We start from the raw sequence: 19,625 nt of genomic DNA on the forward strand, positions 1-19,625 counted from the left end.
ACCCAGGAGGTTCTCCGCCGGCACCTTCACGTTGTCGAAGAACAGCTCGGAGGTGTCCTGCGCCTTCATGCCCAGCTTCTTCAGGCGCTTGCCCTTGCTGAAGCCGTCCATGCCGCGCTCGACCAGGAACAGGCTGGTGCCCTTGGCGCCTGCGGCCGGGTCGGTCTTGGCGACCACGATCACCAGGTCGGCGTGCCAGCCGTTGGTGATGAAAGTCTTGCTGCCGTTGAGCACGTAGTGCGAGCCGTCGGCGCTCTTGATCGCCGTGGACTTCACGCCCTGCAGGTCGCTGCCCGCGGCCGGCTCGCTCATGGCGATGGCGCCCACCATCTCGCCGGTGGCCAGCAGCGGCAGGTACTTCTTTTTCTGCGCTTCGGTGCCGTAGTGCAGGATGTACGGCGCCACGATCTCGCTGTGCAGGCCGAAGCCGATGCCGCTGACCCCGGCGTGCGAGATCTCTTCCATCTGCGCCACCGAATACAGCTTGTCGGCCCCGGCTCCACCATATTCCTCCGGCATGGTCATGCACAGGAAACCGTTTTCGCCGGCGGCGCGCCAGACGGCGCGGTCCACGTAGCCCTGCTCTTCCCAGCTGTCGTGGAACGGGGTGATCTCCTTCTCCACGAAACGGCGGAAGCTGTCGCGGAAGGCCTCGTGGTCGGCGTTGAACAGTGTGCGATCGATCATGGCTGTCGCCTTTCGGACTGGGTGGATGGATTTATACAAAGCGTTTGCTTGGCGAAAGTCTATACTGATCCGATCGTCCGGGCCACCCGGCCCCATCCCACAGGAGACAACATGAGCCCCCACGTTCACATGCGTTCACTGCCCCCCAAGGGGACGCTGGCCTCCTTGAAGCGGTTCCGCGGAGGCCAGTCATGAGCGAAGCCTTCGTTTACGACGCCATCCGCACGCCGCGCGGCAAGGGCAAGAAGGACGGCAGCCTGCACGAGGTCAAACCCGTCAACCTGCTGGCCGGCCTGCTGACCGAGCTGCAACGCCGCAACGATCTCGACACGGCCGCGGTGGACGATGTGGTCATGGGCGTGGTCTCGCCCATCGGCGAACAGGGTTCCGTCATTCCCAAGGTGGCCGCGCTCAAGGCCGGCTGGGACTGGCGCTGCTCGGGCGTGCAGCTCAACCGCTTCTGCGCTTCGGGCCTGGAGGCGGTGAACATGGCGGCCATGAAGGTGCGCAGCGGCTGGGAAGACCTGGTGGTGGCCGGCGGCGTCGAGAGCATGAGCCGCGTGCCCATCGGGTCGGACGGCGGCGCCTGGGCGCAGGACCCCGAGACCAACAGCGCCACCCTGTTCGTGCCGCAAGGCATCGGCGCTGACCTGATCGCCACGCTCAACGGCTTTTCCCGCCAGGACGTGGACGCCTTTGCGTTGGAATCGCAGAAACGCGCCACCGCCGCACGGGCCGCCGGCCGTTTCGACCGCTCGGTGGTGCCGGTCAAGGACAGGATGGGCCTGACCATCCTGGACCAGGACGAGTTCATCAAACCGGGCACAACGATGGAAGGCCTTGGCGGCCTGAAGCCCGCCTTCGAGCAACTGGGCGCCATGGGCTTCGACGCCGTGGCCCTGCAGCGCTACCCGCAGGTCGAGCGCATCCACCACGTGCACCACGCGGGCAATTCGTCGGGCATCGTGGACGGCGCGGCGGCCATCCTGATCGGCAGCGAAGCCGCGGGCAAGACCCACGGCTTCACGCCGCGCGCACGCATCGTCTCGGTCGCGCTCTCGGGCGCTGACCCGACCATCATGCTGACGGGACCGATGCCCGCCGCTCGCAAGGCGCTGGCCAAGGCGGGCTTGACCATCGACCAGATCGACCTGTTCGAGGTCAACGAGGCTTTTGCCGCCGTGCCCATGAAGTTCATGCAGGAGCTGGGCGTGCCGCACGAGAAAGTCAACGTCAACGGCGGCGCGATCGCGCTGGGCCACCCGCTGGGCGCGACCGGCGCGATGATTTTGAACACGCTGATCGACGAGCTGCACCGGACCGGAAAACGCTACGGTCTGGCCACCCTCTGCGTGGGCGGCGGCATGGGCATCGCGACGATTGTTGAACGCGTCTGATCGAAAGCGGAGACCACGAACATGATCACGAAAACCATCCGCTACGAGCTGACCAACGCCGCATTCGGAACTGTGGCCACCATCACCTTTGACGAGCAGGGCTCGCCGGTCAACACCATGTGCCTGCAGTGGCAGGACGACCTGGACGCCATCGCGGCGCAGGTGCTCCAGGACAAGGCCCAGCTCAAGGGCATCGTGCTGGCCTCGGCCAAGAGCACCTTCTTCGCTGGCGCAGATCTCAAGGGCGTGATGCGCTCGACCGAGGCCGACGGCCCGCGCGTGTTCACCGAGATCGAACGCATCAAGAAGAACTTCCGCACCATCGAGACGCAGGGCGTGCCCGTGGTGTCGTGCCTCAACGGCGCGGCGCTGGGCGGTGGCTGGGAAGTGGCCCTGGTCGGCCACCACCGCATCGCCGTCAACAACCCCAAGATCCAGTTCGGCCTGCCCGAGATCACGCTGGGCCTGATCCCCGGCGGCGGCGGCATCACCAAGATGACCCGCGTGCTGGGACTGATGGCGGCGCAGCCCTACATCCTGGAGAGCAAGCTGTTCGGTCCTGAAGAAGCGCTGAAGATCGGCGTGGTGCACGAGCTGGTCGCCACGCCCGAAGAGCTGATGCCACGCGCCCTCGCCTTCATCGAGGCAGCACAGGGCAAGCCCGAGGCCGCCCAGCACGTGTGGGACCGCAAGGATTACAAGATGCCTGGCGGCACGCCGAGCAACCCCAAGATCGCGGGCATGCTGAGCGTGGCGCCGGCCGTGCTCAAGCAAAAGACGCGCGGCCTCTACCCCGCACCCGAAGCCGCGCTGGCCGCGATGGTCGAAGGTGCGATGGTCGACTTCGACACCGCCATGCGCGTGGAAAGCCGCTACCTGGCCGGGCTGATGACCGGCGGCGTGGCGCGCAACATGATCAACACCTTCTTCTTCAACCTGAACGCCATCAAGGGCGGACAGTCGCGGCCGAAGGATGTGCCGCGCTACCAGCCGAAGAAGGTGGGCGTGCTGGGCGCCGGCATGATGGGCTCGGGCATCGCCTACTCGCAGGCCACCAAAGGCATCGCCACCGTGCTCAAGGATGTGAGCATCGAAGCCGCTGAAAAGGGCAAGTCGACCACCGCCAAGCTCACCCAGAAGCGCGTCGACAAGGGCCAGATGTCGGCGGAGAAGCAGCAAGGCATCCTGAGCCTGATCACCCCGACCGCCAGCGCCGCCGACCTGCAGGGCTGCGACCTGATCATCGAGGCCGTGTTCGAGCAGCGCGAGCTCAAAGCCATGGTGACGAAAGAAGCCGAGCCGATGCTGGCCGAGGGCGGCTTCTTCGCCAGCAACACCTCCACCCTGCCGATCTCCGGCCTGGCCCAGGCCAGCCGCGATGCCAAGAAGTTCGTCGGCATCCACTTCTTCAGCCCGGTGGACAAGATGAAGCTGGTGGAGATCATCCGCGGCAAGGACACGGACGACGAGACCATCGCGCGCGCCTACGACTACGTGCAGGCGCTGGGCAAGCTGCCCATCGTCGTCAACGATTCGCGCGGCTTCTACACCAGCCGTACCTTCGGCACCTTCGTGATGGAAGGCGCCGCCATGCTGGGCGAAGGCATCCCGGCGCCGGTGATCGAAAACGCCGCCATGCAGGCCGGCATGCCGGTCGGTCCGCTGGCGGTGCTGGACGAAACCGCCCTCAGCCTGTCGGTGCACGTGCTGGAACAGACGCGTATCGACTTCCAGCAGGAAGGAAAGCAGTACGTGGCGACACCGGGCGAGACACTTGTGGAACAGATGGTCAAGCAGCACAACCGCGCGGGCCGCGCGGCCGGTGGCGGCTTCTACGACTACCCCGAAGGCGGCAAGAAGCACCTGTGGCCCGAACTGAAGACGCTGTTCGAAAAGCCCGGGGCCGCATGGGACCTGCAGGACGTGAAAGACCGCCTGCTCTACCGCCAGGCGGTGGAGACCGCGCGCTGCCTGGCCGAAGGTGTGCTCACCAGCGTGCACGACGGCAACATCGGCTCCATTTTCGGCATCGGCTTCCCGGCCTGGACCGGCGGCGCGCTGCAGTTCATCTACGGGCAGGGCATCGAGGCGTTCGAAGCGCGCTGCTCGGAACTGGCCGCGCGCTTCGGCCACGGCTTCGTGCTGAGCGCCGCGGTCAAGACGACCCTGCGCCAGCACCAACCCGTGTACTGAACCCCGTCAAGGCGCCGCAAGACGGCGCGCCTACACTTTTCTGTTCAGTGGCCGGCGGCTGCATCAGCCCGCCGGCTTCGTTTTGTCAACGCTCCCACCCCACCATGAAACGACTCGAAGGCAAGATCAGCATCATCACCGGCGCCGCCCAGGGCATCGGCCTGGCCACCGCGCTCAAGTTCGCGCGCGAAGGCGCCACCGTCATCGTCTGCGACGTGAAGCGGGCGGCGGTCGACGAGGCGGTGAGTCTGTGCCTGGCCGAAGGCGTTACCGCGGTCGGCTTTGTGATGGACGTGACGCAGCGCGAGATGGTGGACGCCGTGGTGGCGCAGGTGAAAGAGCGCTTCGGTCGCATCGACGTGCTGGTCAACAACGCGGGCATCACGCAGGACGCGCGCCTGCAGAAGATGACGCTGGAGCAGTTCGACAAGGTGATCGACGTCAACCTGCGCGGCGTGTTCCACTGCGCGCAGGCCGTAGCAGACACCATGACGGCGCAAGGCAGCGGCGTGATCCTCAACGCGTCCAGCGTGGTCGGCATCTACGGCAACTTCGGCCAGACCAACTACGCGGCCACCAAGTTCGGCGTGATCGGCTTCACCAAGACCTGGAGCCGTGAACTCGGACCCAAGGGTGTGCGGGTCAACGCGGTGGCACCCGGCTTCATCAGCACGCCCATCCTCAGCACCATCCCAGGCAAGGTGATCGAAGAGATGGAACACCGCGTGCCGCTGCGCCGACTGGGCCAGCCCGAAGAGATCGCCAACGTCTACGCCTTCCTGGCCAGCGACGAGGCCAGTTACGTCAACGGCGCGGTGCTCGAAGTCTCGGGCGGGATGTCGGTCTGAGTCCGGCGGGTTCGCCCCTACTGTGTCAGCCGCAGCTGACCCAGCTCCTGGTTGAAATGCCCGGCCTGCGAGACAAAGGCCAGCCGCATCGCACCGGTCACCTGGAACCGGTGCGGTTGCTGGCGCGTGAAGTCCGCCAGGCTGTGCGCGCAGCCCAGGTCCTGCACCTGCATGGCCGCCGGGTCGGCGGCATCGAAGCGTTGGTAAGCGTCGCCCCGCGCGTCCCACCGGCCGGTGCCGGCGCGGTGGGCCATGAACCCACTCTCCCAGCCCCGCCGGTCCAGCGTGCGCTGCACCGCCGCCAGCAAGGGCGCGTCCATGGTGTAGGCGTCGGTGCAGATCCAGCGACCGTCGATGAAGGCTTCGGTCAGCGGGTACACGAAGGCCTGTCCGGACAGGCGCACGAAGTCCCACAGCCCACGGGTCAGCAAGGAAGATTCCAGTTGCACCCAGCGCATGCGCGCCGGCACGGCCACCAGGCGCAGCAGGTGCACCAGCAGGGTGGTCTTGAAGAAGCCATCTCCCTCGCGCGCATGCCGCAGCAGCGACGGGACGCAGCGTGTGTCCAGATCGGACACGGCAAAGGGTATCCGGGCCACGTGGTCGAACTGGGCCAGCGCCCGCGCACGCGGCTGGGCACCGGTCTGCGTCAGGCCCATCCCCAGCGCGCGCAAACCACAACCGTCCAGCTCGACGCCATCGGCGTCGCCCAGCCAGGCGTCGGGGTTGTCGTTGCAAGTGGCGGTCTTCCAGCTCATGGTGGGGGCAACACGGACGGGTTCGGACACAGGAAGGCCCGAGTCAACCGTTGAACATACCCCAAAAGTATTCAAACCATGGAACGATCATCCACCGATGGTCCGCCCGTGGCCAGCAGCGTGACAGACCGCACACACGGCCCGCCTGTGAGCAACTTGACCGCCCGCCAACGACATGGCGGGGTGCCACCGATAATCCTCACATGTCTGTCTTGCCCACTGCCACCTCGCCAGACGAGGCCCCGCAGCGCCCCCGCTCCCGCACCGACCTGTTCCTCTCCTTCAACTGGCTGGCCCTGCAGGGTTTTGGCGGCGTGCTGGCCGTGGTGCAACGCGAACTGGTCGAGAAAAAACGCTGGATGACGCGCGAGCAATTCGTGGAAGACTGGGCCGTTGCCCAGATCCTGCCCGGCCCCAACGTGGTGAACCTCTCGCTGATGATCGGTGGCCGCTACTTCGGCCTCTCGGGTGCCCTGGCCGCGCTGGCCGGCATGCTGGCCGCACCGCTGGTGATCGTGCTGCTGCTGGCCACGCTGTACGGTCAGGTGGCCGAACTGCCAGCAGCACAGGGTGCGCTGCGCGGCATGGGCGCGGTGGCCGCCGGCCTGATCACCGCCACCGGCATCAAGCTCATCGCAGCACTCGACAAGAACGCCATGGGCCTGGCGGTGTGCATCGGCCTCGCAGTGCTCACCTTCATCGCGATTGCCCTGCTGCGCTGGCCGCTGGCCTGGGTACTGCTGGGCGTGGGCGGCGGCGCCTGTGTGTGGGCTTACCGCGTGCTCGGCCGGCTGGAGGGCCCAGCGGCATGAGCATGGACCCCACGCTGTCGAACTGGCTCGAACTGTTCACCCACTTCGCCTCGCTGTCGCTGCTGGCGGTGGGCGGCGCCATCACCACCGCGCCCGACATGCACCGCTACCTGGTGGCCCAGCAGGGCTGGCTGAGCGATGCGCAGTTCAGCTCGTCGATCGCGCTGTCACAGGCGGCCCCGGGGCCGAACGTGCTGTTCGTCGCCCTGCTGGGCTGGAACGTCGGGCTCAACGCGGGCGGTGGCCCCGCCGCCGGCGCCGTGGCCTGGGGCATGGCCCTGCTGGGCGTGCTGGTGACCATGCTGGCCATCATGCTGCCCTCGTCGGTGCTGACCTACACCGCCACGCGCTGGGCGCACCGCAACCGCGAACTGCGCGCCGTGCGCGCCTTCAAGACCGGCATGGCGCCCATCGTGATCGCGCTGCTGGTGGCCACCGGCTGGCTGCTGAGCGCAGCGCACAACCAGCCGGCGCGCGACTGGCCGCTGTGGGCGCTGACAGTGGTCACCACCGTGCTGGTCTGGCGCACCAGGCTCCACATGCTGTGGCTGATCGGCGCGGGCGCGCTGCTCGGCGCGCTGGGCTGGGTCTGACCCCGCTCAGCGCGGGTTCTCGAAGAACACCGCGTTGGTGTAGTCGCTGATCTCGAAATAGACTTTTTTCTCGCCGTCGTCCACCTGCATGTTCAGGTTCTCGTCCAGCACACCGTAGCCGTAGCGGTAGGCCCGCGGGGTATTGTCATCGGTGCCGAGCGCGGTGCTCATCTTGTCGATCTTGAGGAAGCGGCGCACCACCTTGTCGCCCGCGTAGACCTCCAGCACGCCGTTGGTGCCGGTCCAGTTCTGGATGTCGCGGCTGATCTTGTTCTGCTGCTCCTGGGTGCAGGCGGCCAGCAGGCTGGCGCCCAGCACCACCAGGGTCAGCGCAACGCGGCGGGTGTTCGTGTGTGTCATTCAATCCTCCAACAGTGATGGCAGGCATTGTGCCGCGCGCTCGCGCAGCACCACATCGGCCACCGGGTCCAGGTCGGTGGGCTCCGGGTTGATGATGACAACCCTCACACCGCGCTGGTGCGCACCCAACACCAGTCCCGCCGCCGGGTAGAGGACACCCGAGGTGCCGATCACCAGCATCAGATCGCAGGCCTGCACGGCCGCCTCGGCTGCGGCCAGCGCATCGGGAGGCAGGTGTTCACCAAACCAGACCACCGCCGGACGGCGCAGGTTGCCGCAGACCGGGCAACGCGGCGGGTGGCCATCTTCGAGCGCGTCCACCGAGCAGCAGGCCCGCGGAATGTCCAGCCAGCGGTCTTGCAGCAGTGCGCCGTGCAGGGCAATGGCATCGGCATGACCGGCGCGCTGGTGCAGATCGTCCACGTTCTGGGTGATCAGGCTCAGGCGCCCGGGGTGGCGTTGAGCAACGCTGGCCAAGGCATGGTGGCCGGCGTTGGGCTGCACCCCGCGCACCAGCTCACGCCGGAACTGGTACCAGTCCCACACGCGCTGCGGGTGGGCGCGGAAGGCGTCTTCGGTCGCCAGGTCCTGCGGGTTGAACTGCGCCCACAGGCCCGTCTGGGCATCGCGAAACGTGGGCACGCCGGATTCGGCGCTCATGCCCGCGCCGGTCAGCACCGCAATGTGGCGTGCCTCGCAGATCCACTGGCGCACCACCGGACCGCTCATGGGCGACTCACGCGGTGCGTTGACGAAGGGCTTCGTAGAGGCAGACGCCGCTGGCCACCGACACGTTCAGGCTTTCCACCGCACCGGCCATGGGGATGCCCACCAACTCGTCGCAGGTCTTGCGGGTGAGCTGACGCATGCCGTCGCCTTCGGCGCCCAGCACCAGGGCCACCGGCACTTTCAGGTCCACTTGGTACAGCGTCTTGGGCGCGTCGTCGCTGGTGCCGATGATCCAGATGTTGCGTTCCTTGAGCTCGTTCAGGGTGCGCGCGAGGTTGGTCACCATGAAGTACGGCATGGTCTCGGCCGCACCGCTGGCCACCTTGGCCACGGTGGCGTTGATGCCGGCTGCGTGGTCCTTCGGGGCGATCACGGCATGCGCGCCGGCACCATCGGCCACGCGCAGGCAGGCGCCCAGGTTGTGCGGGTCGGTGATGCCGTCCAGCACCAGCAACAGCGGCGCCTTGCCTTCGGCCTCCAGGCCTTCGAGCAGTTCGTCGAGCGAACGCACCTGGGGCAGTTCCTGCACCCGCGCGGCCACACCCTGGTGGCCATGGCTGCCGGCCAGCTTGGCGATGCGCAGTCCATCGGCCTCGATCAGGCGCACGCCGGCTTCCTTGACGCGGTCAATGAACTGCCGCATGCGCGCATCGCGGCGCGTGGGCTCGAAGTAGATTTCGACGATGGATTGCGGCGCGGTTTTCAGACGCACGCCCACGGCGTGGAAGCCGAACAGCACTTTGGGAGAAGACATTGGGCGATTATCCCCTGCCCCACCCGGCGGGCCGCCCAAGATGAGCCGTCATGAGCGCCAGCGGATGCCACTCGCCCGCGCGGCCGGGAGCGTCAGGCAGCCGCGTCGGCCAGCTCGGTAGCCCGCCCAGCCTCGATGGTGATGCGCCGTTCGCAGCGCGCCGCGATGCCGCGGTCGTGCGTGACCAGCACCAGGGTCGTGCCCTGCTCGCGATTGAGCTCGAACATCAGTTCCATCACCCGCTCGCCGGTCGCGAAGTCCAGGCTGCCCGTGGGTTCGTCGGCCAGCAGCACGGCCGGCTGCACCACAAAGGCCCGCGCCAGCGCCACGCGCTGCTGCTCGCCGCCCGAGAGCACCTTGGGGTAATGCCCCAGCCGCTCGCCCAGGCCCACACGCTGCAACATGGCGGTGGCGGCGCTGCGGGCATCGCGCCGGCCGGCCAGTTCCAGCGGCAGCATCACGTTCTCCAGCGCGGTCAGGTTCGCCAGCAGCTGGAAGCTCTGGAACACAAAGCCCACCTTCTGCGCCCGCAGCGCGGCGCGCTGGTCCTCGTCCAGCGCAAACAAGTCGGCGCCGTCGATGTGAACCGTTCCCTTCGAAGGCGTATCCAAGCCCGCGATGATGGACAGCAGCGTGCTCTTGCCCGACCCCGAAGCGCCCACGATGGCAGCGGTTTCCCCACGGGCGAGCGAAAAGTGAATGTCGCGCAGAATGTCCAGCGCGCCGGTGGCATCGCTCACCGACTTGAAGACGTGCTGCACGGTGATCATCGGCTCGTGGGGGGCTGCGGTCATGTGGTCGGATCGGATGAAAGGAAGAGGTTTTGGAACGTCGTCACTTTAACGCCCTGCTCGCGGCCAGCCTGGCGCTGGGGTCAAGCGCGGCAGCCTGGGCAGAGGCGAAAACAGAAGCCGTTGTGCTGATCGTGGGCGACTCGCTGAGCGCCGAATACGGCCTCAAGCGCGGCAGCGGCTGGGCCGCCCTGTTGCAGGAGCGGCTGACGAAAGAGAAAGTTCCGGCCCGCGTGGTCAACGCCAGCGTCAGCGGCGACACCACTTCGGGCGGCCGCTCGCGCCTGCCGGCCCTGCTCAAGCAGCACCAGCCTGCGGTGGTGGTCATCGAGCTGGGCGGCAACGACGCCCTGCGCGGCCTGCCGCTGAACATGACGCGCGAGAACCTCACCGCCATGGCCCGCGCCGCGCGCGAGGCCGGTGCAAAGGTGCTGCTGGTGGGCATGGAAATGCCGCCCAACTACGGCGCGAAGTACGCGCAGGAATTCCGGGACGTGTTCAGCGGCGTCGCCAAGACCGAGAAGACAGGCCTGGTGCCTTTCTTCCTCAAAGGCGTGGCCGATGGCCCCGAGCCACTCAAGCTATTCCAGAGTGACCGCATCCACCCCAACGAAGCCGCCCACCCGTTGATGCTGGCCAACGTCTGGCCCGAGCTGCGCAAACTGTTGCCCAAGTGACGGCGCGGATAATCCCCGCATGCCCGTTCACAACCTGCCCGCCACCGAAGCGCTCACGCGCCTGGCCACGTTCGACGCCATCATCGATGCCCGCACCGAGGACGAGCACGCCCTTGACCCCGTGCCCGGCGCCGTCAACTGGCCCACGCTGGACAACGCAGAGCGCATCACCATCGGCACGATGTACAAGCAGGTCAACGCCTTCGAGGCCAAGAAGCGCGGCGCGGCCCTGTCGGCCCGCAACATCGCGGCTCACATCGAACGCGAGGTGCTGGACAAACCCAAGGGCTGGAAACCGCTGGTGTACTGCTGGCGCGGGGGCAACCGCAGCGGCGCGCTGGCCACCATCCTGGGTGCCATCGGCTTCAACGTCACGCTCATCGAAGGCGGCTACAAAGCCTGGCGCGCCGCGCTGGTGGACGACATTCCCCGCCTGGCCCAGCGCCTGCACTACCGCGTGGTCTGCGGCCCCACCGGCAGCGGCAAGACGCGCCTGCTGCAGGCGCTGGCCGCCGAAGGTGCACAGGTGCTGGATCTGGAAGCACTGGCCAACCACCGCAGCTCGGTGCTGGGCCACATCCCTGGTGTGGAACAACCCAGCCAGAAGCGCTTTGACAGCCTGATCTGGGACGCCCTGCAGCGCTTCGACCCGGCACGCCCGGTGTTCGTGGAAAGCGAAAGCAAGAAGGTGGGCAATGTGCGCGTGCCCGACGCCCTGATCGAAGCGATGCGCGAGAGCCCCTGCATCGACCTGCAACTGAGCGACGAGGAAAGGGTGGCCCTGCTGCTGGAGGACTACGATTTCTTCGTGAAAGACCCGGATTTCTTCTGCCAGCGGCTGGAAGCGCTGACCGAGCTGCGCGGCAAGGCCGTGGTGGGCGAGTGGATTGAAAAGGTGAAGGCGGGTGAGACCGCTGAGGTGGTGCTGGATTTGCTGACCCGGCACTATGACCCCATGTACGCGCAGTCCATCGAGCGCAATTTCAAGCAGTACGGCAACGCCCTGCCCTGCGTGCTGAAAGACCGCTCGCCTGAGGCCTTGTCGGAACGGGCTAGGTCGCTGCTGGACGAAAAGCCGCCCTCGACAACGGCTTAATCGGCGGCCGCGTCACCCGCAGGTGCGCCACCTTCAGCAGCATCGGGCTGGCTCCCGGCTTCGTCGCCCATTCCATCAGGGGCATCGCCATGGCGCTTGCCTTCGGCCTTGGCCTTGAGCTTCTCTTCTTTCTTCTTCTTCTTGGCGAGCTCGCGCTGGCGTTTTTCGTATCCGTAGTTGGGAGTGGCCAAAACAGTCTTTCGGTGGGGGTTGAAAATCGGTCAGAGCGGGAGTGTAGCCAGCGCCTGCGCCAGATCGGCCCGCAGGTCGTCTACCGACTCCAGCCCGACGGCAAAGCGCACCAGACCGCCCCGGTGGGGCCAGGCTTGCGTGCGAATGGACGGCACGTTGTAGGGTGCGCACAGGCTGATGGGACCGGCCCAGCTCCAGCCCAGCTTGAACAGGCGCAACTGATCGCAGAAGGCGTCAATCTGCGCCTGAGCGAAGCGTTCGTCAAACACCACGCTGAACAGACAGGCCGCGGCCTTCGCATCGCGTTGCCATGCGTCGTGCCCAGGCGAGCCGGGCAAGGCCGGGTGCAGCACCTGGGCCACGCCTGCTTGCGCCTGCATCCACGAGGCCAGTTCGCGTGTGGCCGCGTCCTGCGCGGCGTAGCGCAGAGGCATGGTGTTCAGACCCCGCAACACCAGTTCGGTGTCGTTGCCGCTCACGCCCAGGCCCAGGCGCATGTGGGTCATGAGCAGCTGCTGGTGCAACGCACGGTCGCGAGTGACGACCGACCCCATCAGCACATCGGCACCGCCGCTGGGGTACTTGGTGAGCGCCTGCATCGACACGTCCACGCCCAGCTCGAACGCGTTGAACGCGATGCCAGCACCCCAAGTGTTGTCCAGCGCCGTGACGATGGGTCGCTGCCGGCCGGCATTGGACTCGCGAACCACGGCCACCAGGGCCGGAAGGTCTGGAAACTCGAGCGTGATCGAGCCCGGAGCTTCCAACCACACCAGGCGCGTCGCAGGGCCGATCTTGGCGGCCAGATCGGCCGGGTCCAGCGGGTCGTAGAACCGGTGCACGATGCCCCAGCGCGCGAGCTCAACACTGGCGAAAGCCTTGTTCGGGCCGTAGGCGTTGTCAGGGATCAGCAGCTCGTCGCCCTGCTGCAAGAAAGCCATATCCACCAGTGACAAGGCCGAAAGACCGCTGGGGGCCAGCACGCAATGGGTGCCGCCTTCAATGGTGGCGATGCGTTCCTCTAACGTGAAGGTGGTGGGCGTGCCGTGCAGGCCGTAGGTGTAGCCGCTCGTGTCCGTCCACTCCTGCGTGCGCAGGGCGTGGACGTTGGGGAAGATGACGGTGGACGCCTTGTGCACGCCGGGCGCGACGGCGTCAAAGCCCTCCGGCGGGCGATAGCGGTGGTGGATCAGCTGGGTGGAGAGATCGCTCATGGTTTCGGCGCCGGGCCGCCCCAAGCCGAAACGCGCCCCCTCGGGGGGCAGTGACCCGCGCAGCGGTGGAGCGTGGGGGCCTGGTTCACAGCTTCCACTTTTCCAGGAGCTGCGCCGGGCGCATGGCGTCGTAGCTCTCGAAGGGCTGGTGTATCCAGGGGTTGGTGGGCAGGAACTCCACCGAATAGTCCGGCGTGAACACCGAGACCTGCTTGGTCCAGATCACGGCGCTGCGCAGCTCGGTGATGGGCTTGTAGTGATTCTTGAGCGTGTCGATGACCGCGCGCAGCGTATGACCAGAGTCGGCCAGGTCGTCCACCAGCAGCACCTTGCCTGCGATTTCACCCTTGGGTGTGGTGATGTAGCGGGCGATGTCCAGGTTGCCCTGCTCCGTGCCGGCATTCGCGCGGTACGAGCTGGTGGACATGATGGCCAGCGGCTTGTCAAAGATGCGCGAGAGGATGTCACCCGGGCGCATGCCGCCACGGGCCAGGCACAGGATGGTGTCGAACTCCCAGCCCGAGTGATAGACCTTGAGCGCAAGCTTCTCGATGAGGTTGTGGTACTCGTCGTAGGACACGTAGAGGTGTTTGCCGTCTTCGGTCAGCATGGGGGCTCCGGGTTGGGTGGGGTGTTTTGATTCTGACTCAACGCCTGTGCCGGTGGCATCAGGCGTGGTACGGATGCTGGATCAGGATGGTGTGGTCGCGGTCCGGACTGGTGGAGACCACATGGATCGGCACACCGGTGGTTTCCTGGATGCGGTCCAGGTAGCGCTGGGCGTTGACCGGCAGGTCCTCGTAGCGCGTGGCGCCCACGGAGGTTTCGGTCCAGCCCGGCAACGTTTCGTAGATCGGCTTGCAGCGCGAGATCTCATCGGCACCAGCGGGCAGGATGTCGATGACTTCGCCATCCAGCTCGTAACCGGTGCACAGCTTGAGTTCGGTCAGACCGTCGAGCACGTCCAGCTTGGTGATGCACAGTCCGGTCAGACCGTTGACCTGCGCAGAGCGCTTGAGCAAAGCGGCATCGAACCAGCCACAGCGGCGCGAACGACCGGTGGTCACACCCTTTTCGGCGCCCACGGTGCTCATGTGCCAGCCCGGTGTGCCTTCCTTTTCCCACTCCAGTTCGGTCGGGAACGGACCACCGCCCACACGGGTGCAATAAGCCTTGGTGATGCCCAGCACGTAGTGCAGCAGGCTCGGGCCAACGCCGGCACCGGCGGCCGCGTTGCCGGCCACGCAGTTGCTCGACGTGACGAAGGGATAGGTGCCGTGGTCGATGTCCAGCAGCGTGCCCTGTGCGCCTTCGAACAGCAGATTCACGCCTGCCTGGTGGGCTGCGTTCAGTTCGCGCGAGACGTCGGCGATCATGGGCTTGAGCTGCTCGGCCTGCGCCATGGCTTCCGCGTACACCGGCTCGAACTGGATCTCGCCGTCCTTCATGTACGACAGGGTCTTCTCATCCCAGGCCATGTCGGCCGAGTGCAGCCAGGTCTTGAGCACATGGTTGTGCAGGGCCAGCAGCTCGCGCAGCTTGGTGGCAAAGCGCTCGGGGTATTTCAGGTCCATCACGCGCAGCGCACGGCGGGCGATTTTGTCTTCGTAGGCTGGACCGATGCCGCGACCGGTGGTGCCGATCTTCTCGGCGCCGGCCTTGACCTTGGCGGCTTCGCGCGCCACGTCGATGGCGGCGTGGAACGGCAGGATCAGCGGGCAGCCCTCGCTCACGCGCAGGCGCGAACGCACCTCGACACCGGCTTTTTCCAATCCGGCGATTTCTTCAAACAGCTTGCCCACCGACAGCACTACGCCATTGCCGATGTAGCACTTGACGCCGGCGCGCATGATGCCGCTGGGGATGAGGTGCAGCGCGGTCTTGACGCCGTTGATCACCAGCGTGTGGCCAGCGTTGTGGCCACCCTGGAATCGCACCACGCCTTGCGCTGTTTCGGTCAGCCAGTCGACCAGCTTGCCCTTGCCCTCGTCGCCCCACTGGGTACCGACCACCACCACGTTGCGCCCGGGGACCACGGCGCTGCTGTTCTTCGTCATCTGCTGATTCCGGTTAAAGGTTCTTCAGGGTCCAGACACCGCCGTCGGCGGGCACCTGCACCAGTTCACGATCGCAATCGAACTCGTCCACTTCGTGTTCGTGGCCCGGCAGCACACACACCACGGTGTGTCCGGCCGATCGCAGCTGCGCAATGGCTTCGCGCAGCGCAGCGTCCATGCCCCAAGGCGCGCGGATGGCGCCTTCCAGCGGACGTGGCGCCACGGCCGAGACAAGCTCCTTGAGGTCCAGGCTGAAACCGACCGCGGGGCGCTTGCGGCCAAACACCGCGCCCACCTCGTCGTAGCGGCCACCACGGGCCAGCTCCACCGCGTCGCCCTGCGTATCGCGGGCGAACACGGCAAAGCGCATGCCGGTGTAGTAGGCGTAGCCGCGCAGGTCGGCCAGGTCGATGGACACGTCCATGCCTTGCACCTGGGCGGCCAGCCAGGCCAGGTTGTCCAACGCGGCGCTCAGGGCTGGTGAAGCGGTCAGGGTGCGGCGCGCCTGGTCGATGACAGCCACGCCGCCGAACAGCCCAGGCAGCGCGCACAGGTCGGCGCGCACGCCCTCGGGCAGGTCGGCCGACAGCGCCTGCAGCTCGGCCACGTCTTTGGATGCGAGAGCGGAGTGGATGGCGCTGACACGCGAAGCCTCCAGCGCCACCGGGGCCAGCACGGCGTCGATCACGCGCACATCGGCCATGTCCAGCTGCAGGCCCTGCACACCCGACTGCTGCAGGCAGGCCCGTGCGAGTTCGAGGATTTCGAGATCTGCTTCCAGACCGGCGTGGCCATAGATCTCGGCACCGAATTGCAGAGGTTCGCGGCTGGCAAAGGCACGGTCGATGCGCGTATGCACCACCGGGCCGCAGTAACTCAGACGGGCCACTCCCTGGCGGTTGAGCAAGTGGGCGTCGATGCGGGCGACTTGAGGCGTGCTGTCGGCGCGCAGGCCCAGCGTGCGGCCTGACAGCTGGTCCACCAGTTTGAAGGTCTGAAGGTCGAGGGCTTCACCGGTGCCGGTGAGCAGCGATTCCAGGTGCTCCAGCAGCGGCGGCATGACCAGTTCGTAGCCGTAGCCACGCGCTGTGTCCAGCAAACCCCTGCGAAGTTCCTCGATGTGGCGCGCCTCGGAAGGCAGGACATCGGCAATGTGGTCCGGGAGGACCCAGGCAGACATGGGCATGAGGGGATGGCTGTTAAAAGCGGCATTTTACCGGGGCGCGGAACGCTCCCCGCCAGCCAGTACCGCCAAACGTCAAACGATCAGGCGACGGCCCACCACAGCAGCAGGCCGGACAACACGCACAGCAACCCGAAAAACCGGATCTGCCCGTCCTCCAGCTGGAGCATTTGCGTGAACACACGCCGCCATGTCGACGGCGCCACGAAGGGCAACAGCCCTTCGAAGATCAGGACCAGCGCCAGTGCTGGCCAGAGCAGTTCGCTCACCGGCGCCGGCTCACTTGCCAGAACCGCTGCCGCGCATGGCCTTGAAGAACTCCGACGACGGGTCCACCACCATCACGTCGGACTTGCTGCCAAAGCTGGACTTGTACGCATCCAGGCTGCGGTAGAACTGGGCGAAGGACGGGTCCTTGCCGAACGACTCGCTGTACGCCGCCGCGGCCTTGGCATCGCCCTCACCCTTGATGGTCTGGGCCTTCTTGTAGGCCTCGGCCACGATCACTTCCCGCTGGCGGTCGGCATCGGCGCGAATTTTTTCGCCTTCGGCAAAACCGGTGGAGCGCAGTTCGTTGGCCACTCGCTTGCGCTCGGCCTCCATGCGCTGGTAGACCGACGCGGTGATGCTCTCGGCGTAATCCACGCGCGTGATGCGCACGTCCACCACGTCCATGCCCCAGGGCTTTTCAGCCCCTCGCACGGCTTCGAGCACTTCCTTCTTGACGTCTTCCATCAAGGCCTCACGCCCGGTAGCCAGCAGTTCCTTGAGGGTGCGCTTGTTCACTTCCTGCTGGAAGGAGTTGCGGACCACGCGGTTGAGCTGCAGCGCACCCGCGCCTTCGTTAAGGCCGACGTTGCGGATGTAGGCCTGCGGATCGCTGATGCGCCAGCGCACATACCAATCGATGACCACGCGCTGCTTCTCTGCGGTCAGCGAGGGCTCGGTGTCGTTGCTCTCCAGCGTCAGCAGACGCTTGTCGATGTATGACACGTTCTGGAACGGCGGCGGCAGCTTGAAGTTCAGGCCCGGTTCGGTGACGACCTGCTTGATCTGCCCGAGCTGGAACAGCACCCCGAACTGGCGCTGATCCACAACAAAAAGCATGGAGCTGCCCAAGGCCAGCGCCACGAGCACGGAAGTGATGACAAATCCCAGTCTGTTCATGATCGATCCCTGGCTCAGCGGCTCTCACGCTCGCGCGAGCGGGCGTTGTTGTTCGGATTGGCAGCGGGCGCCGTGGTCGTCGCGGCGGGCGCGGGAACGCTGCTCGCCACCGGCGCCGCGGTTGACCCAGCGCTGGTCATCTGCATGATCTTGTCCAGCGGCAGGTACAGCAGATTGGAGCCGGACTTGGAGTCCACCATGACCTTGGTCACGTTGCTGAACACCTCTTTCATCGTGTCCACGTACATGCGATCACGCGTGACCTGGGGAGCCTTCTGGTATTCGGCCAGCACCGAGCGGAAACGCTGCGCATCGCCTTCGGCCTGCGCCACGATGCGTGCCCGGTAACCCTCGGCCTCTTCGTTCAGACGCGACGCTGCGCCGCGGGCGCGGGGGATGACGTCGTTCGCATAGGCCTGGGCCTCATCCTTGGCACGGTTGCGCTCCTGGCCGGCCTTGAGCACATCGTCAAACGCGGCCTGCACCTGCTCGGGCGGGCGCACCAGCTGAAGGTTGACGCTTTCCACCGCGATGCCGACGCTGTAGCGGTCCAGGATGGTCTGCATCAGCTGCCGCACGCGGGGTGCGATCTGGTCACGCTCTTCCACCAGCGCGGCGTCCATCTTCATTTTGCCCACCACCTCACGCACAGCGGTCTCGGCCGCCTTGACAACGGCGCCGTCGGGGTCGCGGCTCTCGAACAGATACTCGCGTGCGTCTTTGAGGCGGTACTGCACAACGAACTTGATGTCGACGATGTTCTCGTCCTCGGTCAACATGGACGACTCGCGCAGACCGGTGGCCGGAACGATGGCGTCGCGCCCCACGTCCACCGAACGCAACTGCGTGACGAACACGGTTTCATGGCGTTGCACCGGGTACGGCAGGCGCCATTGGAAGCCCGCACCCACGGTGCTGTGGTAACGACCGAATTGTGTGATGACGGCCTGCTGGCCTTCCTGCACGATGAAGAAGCCCGTGCCCAGCCAGATCAGTACCGCGACACCGGCGATCAAGCCGACCCCGATACCGGTGGTCTTGGGACTGGGGTTGAAGCCAGGAGAACCGCCGCCGGAACCTTGCCCACCACCGCCCTTGCCACCGAGCAGACCGCCGAGCTTGCGGTTGAAGTCGCGCCAGAGTTCATCCAGATCCGGAGGCCCCTGGTTGGCTCCTTGTGGGCGCTGCGGGCGCGTCGGCTGACGGCCGTTGTCGTCACCGGCGCTGGGCTGCTGCGGCTTGTCCGCACCACCGCCCTCTTCACCCCTGCCCCAGCGGGGGTCGTTCAGGTTGAACACGCCCAGCAGTCGGCGCAAGGCCCGGTTCAGCGGACTTGGACGCGGCGCGGCATGGGCGCGAGGAGATTGCAGGTTGACATCCATGTGTTGAAAGCTCGTTCGATTCAAAACCACCACATTGTGCCCAATCAGGGCTCATCGCTCCGCGGGGCGTCCAACACCCCCGGGGTATCCGGGTCATGCGCAGCGGCCGAGGCCAGCACGCGCTCAGCCAGCAGGCGGCGCAACTCGGGCACACCCTCTCCGGTCTGCGCACTCACGAAGATACGAGCCACCGACTGCCCCTGCAGTTCCATGGCATCGCTCAGCACGCGGGGCACCGCGGCGGGGTCCATGGCGTCGAGCTTGTTGAAGACCAGGATCTGCGACACCTGATCGGCTCCAATGTCCTTGAGCACACCCATCACTGAAGCGATCTGCTCGGGGTGGGCCGGGTTGGACGCGTCCACCACGTGCAGGAGCAGGTCGGCATCGGCCGCTTCCTGCAAGGTTGCCGCAAAGGCGTCGACCAAGCCGTGCGGCAGGTCGCGAATAAAACCCACGGTATCGGACAGCGAGACCGAACGCCCCGCCTCGCCCAGGTACAGCTGCCGCGTGGTGGTGTCCAGCGTGGCAAACAGCTGGTCGGCAGCGTAGGCACGCGCTTTGACCAAGGCATTGAACAGCGAGGACTTGCCCGCGTTGGTGTAGCCCACCAGCGAGATGGTGAACGCATCGCGCCGGTCGCGCTGCCGGCGCTGGGTCGCACGCTGTTTCTTGACTTTTTCCAGCCGCTCTTTGGTGCGCTTGACGGCGTCGTTGATCATTCGCCGATCGAGC

Annotated in this window: 22 protein-coding genes; 7 read left to right on the top strand and 15 right to left on the bottom strand. The window is 66.3% G+C overall.

The features are described 5' to 3' along the window. On the bottom strand, positions 1 to 687 hold a 687-nt coding region (locus ACR2JA_RS13570), incomplete at its 3' end, for an acyl-CoA dehydrogenase family protein (RefSeq protein WP_434009609.1). A 191-nt stretch (positions 688 to 878) separates the two neighbouring features. On the opposite strand from ACR2JA_RS13570, the gene ACR2JA_RS13575 reads away from it, so the two are divergent. From ACR2JA_RS13575 to fabG, 3 genes are all read left to right on the top strand, one after another. Beyond that, positions 879 to 2,084: an acetyl-CoA C-acetyltransferase gene (locus tag ACR2JA_RS13575; protein ID WP_434009610.1), complete on the top strand. Its 1,206-nt coding sequence runs from the start codon at positions 879 to 881 to the stop codon at positions 2,082 to 2,084. Positions 2,085 to 2,105: 21 nt separating this feature from the next. Further along, positions 2,106 to 4,277 carry a 3-hydroxyacyl-CoA dehydrogenase NAD-binding domain-containing protein gene (locus ACR2JA_RS13580; RefSeq protein WP_434009611.1) on the top strand — a complete coding sequence of 724 codons (2,172 nt, stop codon included), beginning with the start codon at positions 2,106 to 2,108 and terminating at the stop codon, positions 4,275 to 4,277. Positions 4,278 to 4,381: 104 nt separating this feature from the next. Next, positions 4,382 to 5,125: a 3-oxoacyl-ACP reductase FabG gene (gene fabG / locus ACR2JA_RS13585; RefSeq protein WP_434009612.1), complete on the top strand. Its 744-nt coding sequence runs from the start codon at positions 4,382 to 4,384 to the stop codon at positions 5,123 to 5,125. A gap of 17 nt (positions 5,126 to 5,142) precedes the next feature. Here fabG and ACR2JA_RS13590 read toward each other — a convergent pair whose 3' ends face one another. Continuing rightward, complete coding sequence (locus ACR2JA_RS13590; protein WP_434009613.1) at positions 5,143 to 5,883, bottom strand: hypothetical protein; 741 nt, start codon at positions 5,881 to 5,883, stop codon at positions 5,143 to 5,145. 203 nt (positions 5,884 to 6,086) lie between these two features. Between ACR2JA_RS13590 and ACR2JA_RS13595 the strand changes: the two genes are divergently transcribed. Both ACR2JA_RS13595 and ACR2JA_RS13600 read left to right on the top strand, forming a co-directional pair. Further along, positions 6,087 to 6,695, top strand: coding sequence for a chromate transporter (locus tag ACR2JA_RS13595; protein WP_434009614.1), 609 nt, complete (start codon positions 6,087 to 6,089; stop codon positions 6,693 to 6,695). Beyond that, a complete protein-coding gene (locus ACR2JA_RS13600) occupies positions 6,692 to 7,288 on the top strand; it encodes a chromate transporter (RefSeq protein WP_434009615.1) in 597 nt (198 codons plus the stop codon). Before ACR2JA_RS13595 ends, ACR2JA_RS13600 begins: the two co-directional genes overlap by 4 nt. A 6-nt stretch (positions 7,289 to 7,294) precedes the next feature. Here the strand turns inward: ACR2JA_RS13600 and ACR2JA_RS13605 are convergent, their stop codons facing one another. From ACR2JA_RS13605 to ACR2JA_RS13620, 4 genes are all read right to left on the bottom strand, one after another. After that, positions 7,295 to 7,648 (bottom strand): hypothetical protein, encoded by a 354-nt coding sequence (locus ACR2JA_RS13605; RefSeq protein WP_434009616.1) that lies wholly within the window; start codon positions 7,646 to 7,648, stop codon positions 7,295 to 7,297. After that, entirely contained in the window at positions 7,649 to 8,377 is a 729-nt protein-coding gene (locus ACR2JA_RS13610; protein WP_434009617.1) for an SIR2 family NAD-dependent protein deacylase, read from the bottom strand. Positions 8,378 to 8,384: 7 nt separating this feature from the next. After that, the gene (gene rlmB / locus ACR2JA_RS13615; RefSeq protein ID WP_434009618.1) at positions 8,385 to 9,131 is read right to left on the bottom strand and encodes a 23S rRNA (guanosine(2251)-2'-O)-methyltransferase RlmB; all 747 of its coding nucleotides are present in this window, start codon (positions 9,129 to 9,131) and stop codon (positions 8,385 to 8,387) included. Between the two features lie 92 nt (positions 9,132 to 9,223). Continuing rightward, positions 9,224 to 9,925 carry an ABC transporter ATP-binding protein gene (locus ACR2JA_RS13620; protein WP_434009619.1) on the bottom strand — a complete coding sequence of 234 codons (702 nt, stop codon included), beginning with the start codon at positions 9,923 to 9,925 and terminating at the stop codon, positions 9,224 to 9,226. Positions 9,926 to 9,954: 29 nt separating this feature from the next. Between ACR2JA_RS13620 and ACR2JA_RS13625 the strand changes: the two genes are divergently transcribed. Both ACR2JA_RS13625 and mnmH read left to right on the top strand, forming a co-directional pair. Continuing rightward, positions 9,955 to 10,599: an arylesterase gene (locus ACR2JA_RS13625; RefSeq protein WP_434009620.1), complete on the top strand. Its 645-nt coding sequence runs from the start codon at positions 9,955 to 9,957 to the stop codon at positions 10,597 to 10,599. Positions 10,600 to 10,618: 19 nt separating this feature from the next. Next, a complete protein-coding gene (gene mnmH, locus ACR2JA_RS13630; RefSeq protein ID WP_434009621.1) occupies positions 10,619 to 11,695 on the top strand; it encodes a tRNA 2-selenouridine(34) synthase MnmH in 1,077 nt (358 codons plus the stop codon). Here mnmH and ACR2JA_RS13635 read toward each other — a convergent pair. From ACR2JA_RS13635 to hflX, 9 genes are all read right to left on the bottom strand, one after another. After that, a complete protein-coding gene (locus ACR2JA_RS13635; RefSeq protein WP_434009622.1) occupies positions 11,692 to 11,886 on the bottom strand; it encodes a hypothetical protein in 195 nt (64 codons plus the stop codon). The two genes, mnmH and ACR2JA_RS13635, sit on opposite strands and share 4 nt — an antisense overlap. Positions 11,887 to 11,916: 30 nt before the next feature. Further along, positions 11,917 to 13,101, bottom strand: a complete 1,185-nt coding sequence (locus tag ACR2JA_RS13640) for a cystathionine beta-lyase (protein ID WP_434009623.1) — start codon at positions 13,099 to 13,101, stop codon at positions 11,917 to 11,919. An 85-nt stretch (positions 13,102 to 13,186) separates the two neighbouring features. Then, positions 13,187 to 13,711: a phosphoribosyltransferase gene (locus ACR2JA_RS13645; protein ID WP_434009624.1), complete on the bottom strand. Its 525-nt coding sequence runs from the start codon at positions 13,709 to 13,711 to the stop codon at positions 13,187 to 13,189. A gap of 58 nt (positions 13,712 to 13,769) precedes the next feature. Further along, positions 13,770 to 15,158, bottom strand: a complete 1,389-nt coding sequence (locus tag ACR2JA_RS13650; protein ID WP_434009625.1) for an adenylosuccinate synthase — start codon at positions 15,156 to 15,158, stop codon at positions 13,770 to 13,772. A gap of 13 nt (positions 15,159 to 15,171) precedes the next feature. Continuing rightward, the gene (locus ACR2JA_RS13655; protein WP_434009626.1) at positions 15,172 to 16,338 is read right to left on the bottom strand and encodes an ATP phosphoribosyltransferase regulatory subunit; all 1,167 of its coding nucleotides are present in this window, start codon (positions 16,336 to 16,338) and stop codon (positions 15,172 to 15,174) included. An 86-nt stretch (positions 16,339 to 16,424) separates the two neighbouring features. Further along, positions 16,425 to 16,610: a DUF2065 domain-containing protein gene (locus ACR2JA_RS13660; protein WP_434009627.1), complete on the bottom strand. Its 186-nt coding sequence runs from the start codon at positions 16,608 to 16,610 to the stop codon at positions 16,425 to 16,427. Between the two features lie 10 nt (positions 16,611 to 16,620). Next, a complete protein-coding gene (gene hflC / locus ACR2JA_RS13665; protein WP_434009628.1) occupies positions 16,621 to 17,508 on the bottom strand; it encodes a protease modulator HflC in 888 nt (295 codons plus the stop codon). A gap of 14 nt (positions 17,509 to 17,522) precedes the next feature. Beyond that, on the bottom strand, positions 17,523 to 18,890 hold the full coding sequence (hflK, locus tag ACR2JA_RS13670) for an FtsH protease activity modulator HflK (RefSeq protein WP_434009629.1): 1,368 nt from the start codon (positions 18,888 to 18,890) through the stop codon (positions 17,523 to 17,525). A gap of 44 nt (positions 18,891 to 18,934) precedes the next feature. Then, on the bottom strand, positions 18,935 to 19,625 hold a 691-nt coding region (gene hflX, locus ACR2JA_RS13675; protein ID WP_434009630.1), incomplete at its 5' end, for a GTPase HflX.

This window comes from Hydrogenophaga sp., from assembly GCF_051007235.1.
Taxonomy (GTDB): Bacteria; Pseudomonadota; Gammaproteobacteria; order Burkholderiales; family Burkholderiaceae_C; genus Hydrogenophaga.

Excerpts from the sequence above, each read along its gene's own strand:
- ACR2JA_RS13575 (WP_434009610.1), top strand. The coding sequence starts at position 879 with ATGAGCGAAGCCTTCGTTTACGACGCCATCCGCACGCCGCGCGGCAAG.
- ACR2JA_RS13650 (WP_434009625.1), bottom strand. The coding sequence starts at position 15,158 with ATGACGAAGAACAGCAGCGCCGTGGTCCCCGGGCGCAACGTGGTGGTG.
- hflK (WP_434009629.1), bottom strand. The coding sequence starts at position 18,890 with ATGGATGTCAACCTGCAATCTCCTCGCGCCCATGCCGCGCCGCGTCCA.
- rlmB (WP_434009618.1), bottom strand. The coding sequence starts at position 9,131 with ATGTCTTCTCCCAAAGTGCTGTTCGGCTTCCACGCCGTGGGCGTGCGT.
- ACR2JA_RS13655 (WP_434009626.1), bottom strand. The coding sequence starts at position 16,338 with ATGTCTGCCTGGGTCCTCCCGGACCACATTGCCGATGTCCTGCCTTCC.
- ACR2JA_RS13605 (WP_434009616.1), bottom strand. The coding sequence starts at position 7,648 with ATGACACACACGAACACCCGCCGCGTTGCGCTGACCCTGGTGGTGCTG.
- ACR2JA_RS13620 (WP_434009619.1), bottom strand. The coding sequence starts at position 9,925 with ATGACCGCAGCCCCCCACGAGCCGATGATCACCGTGCAGCACGTCTTC.
- ACR2JA_RS13645 (WP_434009624.1), bottom strand. The coding sequence starts at position 13,711 with ATGCTGACCGAAGACGGCAAACACCTCTACGTGTCCTACGACGAGTAC.
- hflC (WP_434009628.1), bottom strand. The coding sequence starts at position 17,508 with ATGAACAGACTGGGATTTGTCATCACTTCCGTGCTCGTGGCGCTGGCC.
- fabG (WP_434009612.1), top strand. The coding sequence starts at position 4,382 with ATGAAACGACTCGAAGGCAAGATCAGCATCATCACCGGCGCCGCCCAG.
- ACR2JA_RS13600 (WP_434009615.1), top strand. The coding sequence starts at position 6,692 with ATGAGCATGGACCCCACGCTGTCGAACTGGCTCGAACTGTTCACCCAC.
- ACR2JA_RS13580 (WP_434009611.1), top strand. The coding sequence starts at position 2,106 with ATGATCACGAAAACCATCCGCTACGAGCTGACCAACGCCGCATTCGGA.
- ACR2JA_RS13595 (WP_434009614.1), top strand. The coding sequence starts at position 6,087 with ATGTCTGTCTTGCCCACTGCCACCTCGCCAGACGAGGCCCCGCAGCGC.
- mnmH (WP_434009621.1), top strand. The coding sequence starts at position 10,619 with ATGCCCGTTCACAACCTGCCCGCCACCGAAGCGCTCACGCGCCTGGCC.
- ACR2JA_RS13610 (WP_434009617.1), bottom strand. The coding sequence starts at position 8,377 with ATGAGCGGTCCGGTGGTGCGCCAGTGGATCTGCGAGGCACGCCACATT.
- ACR2JA_RS13640 (WP_434009623.1), bottom strand. The coding sequence starts at position 13,101 with ATGAGCGATCTCTCCACCCAGCTGATCCACCACCGCTATCGCCCGCCG.
- ACR2JA_RS13590 (WP_434009613.1), bottom strand. The coding sequence starts at position 5,883 with ATGAGCTGGAAGACCGCCACTTGCAACGACAACCCCGACGCCTGGCTG.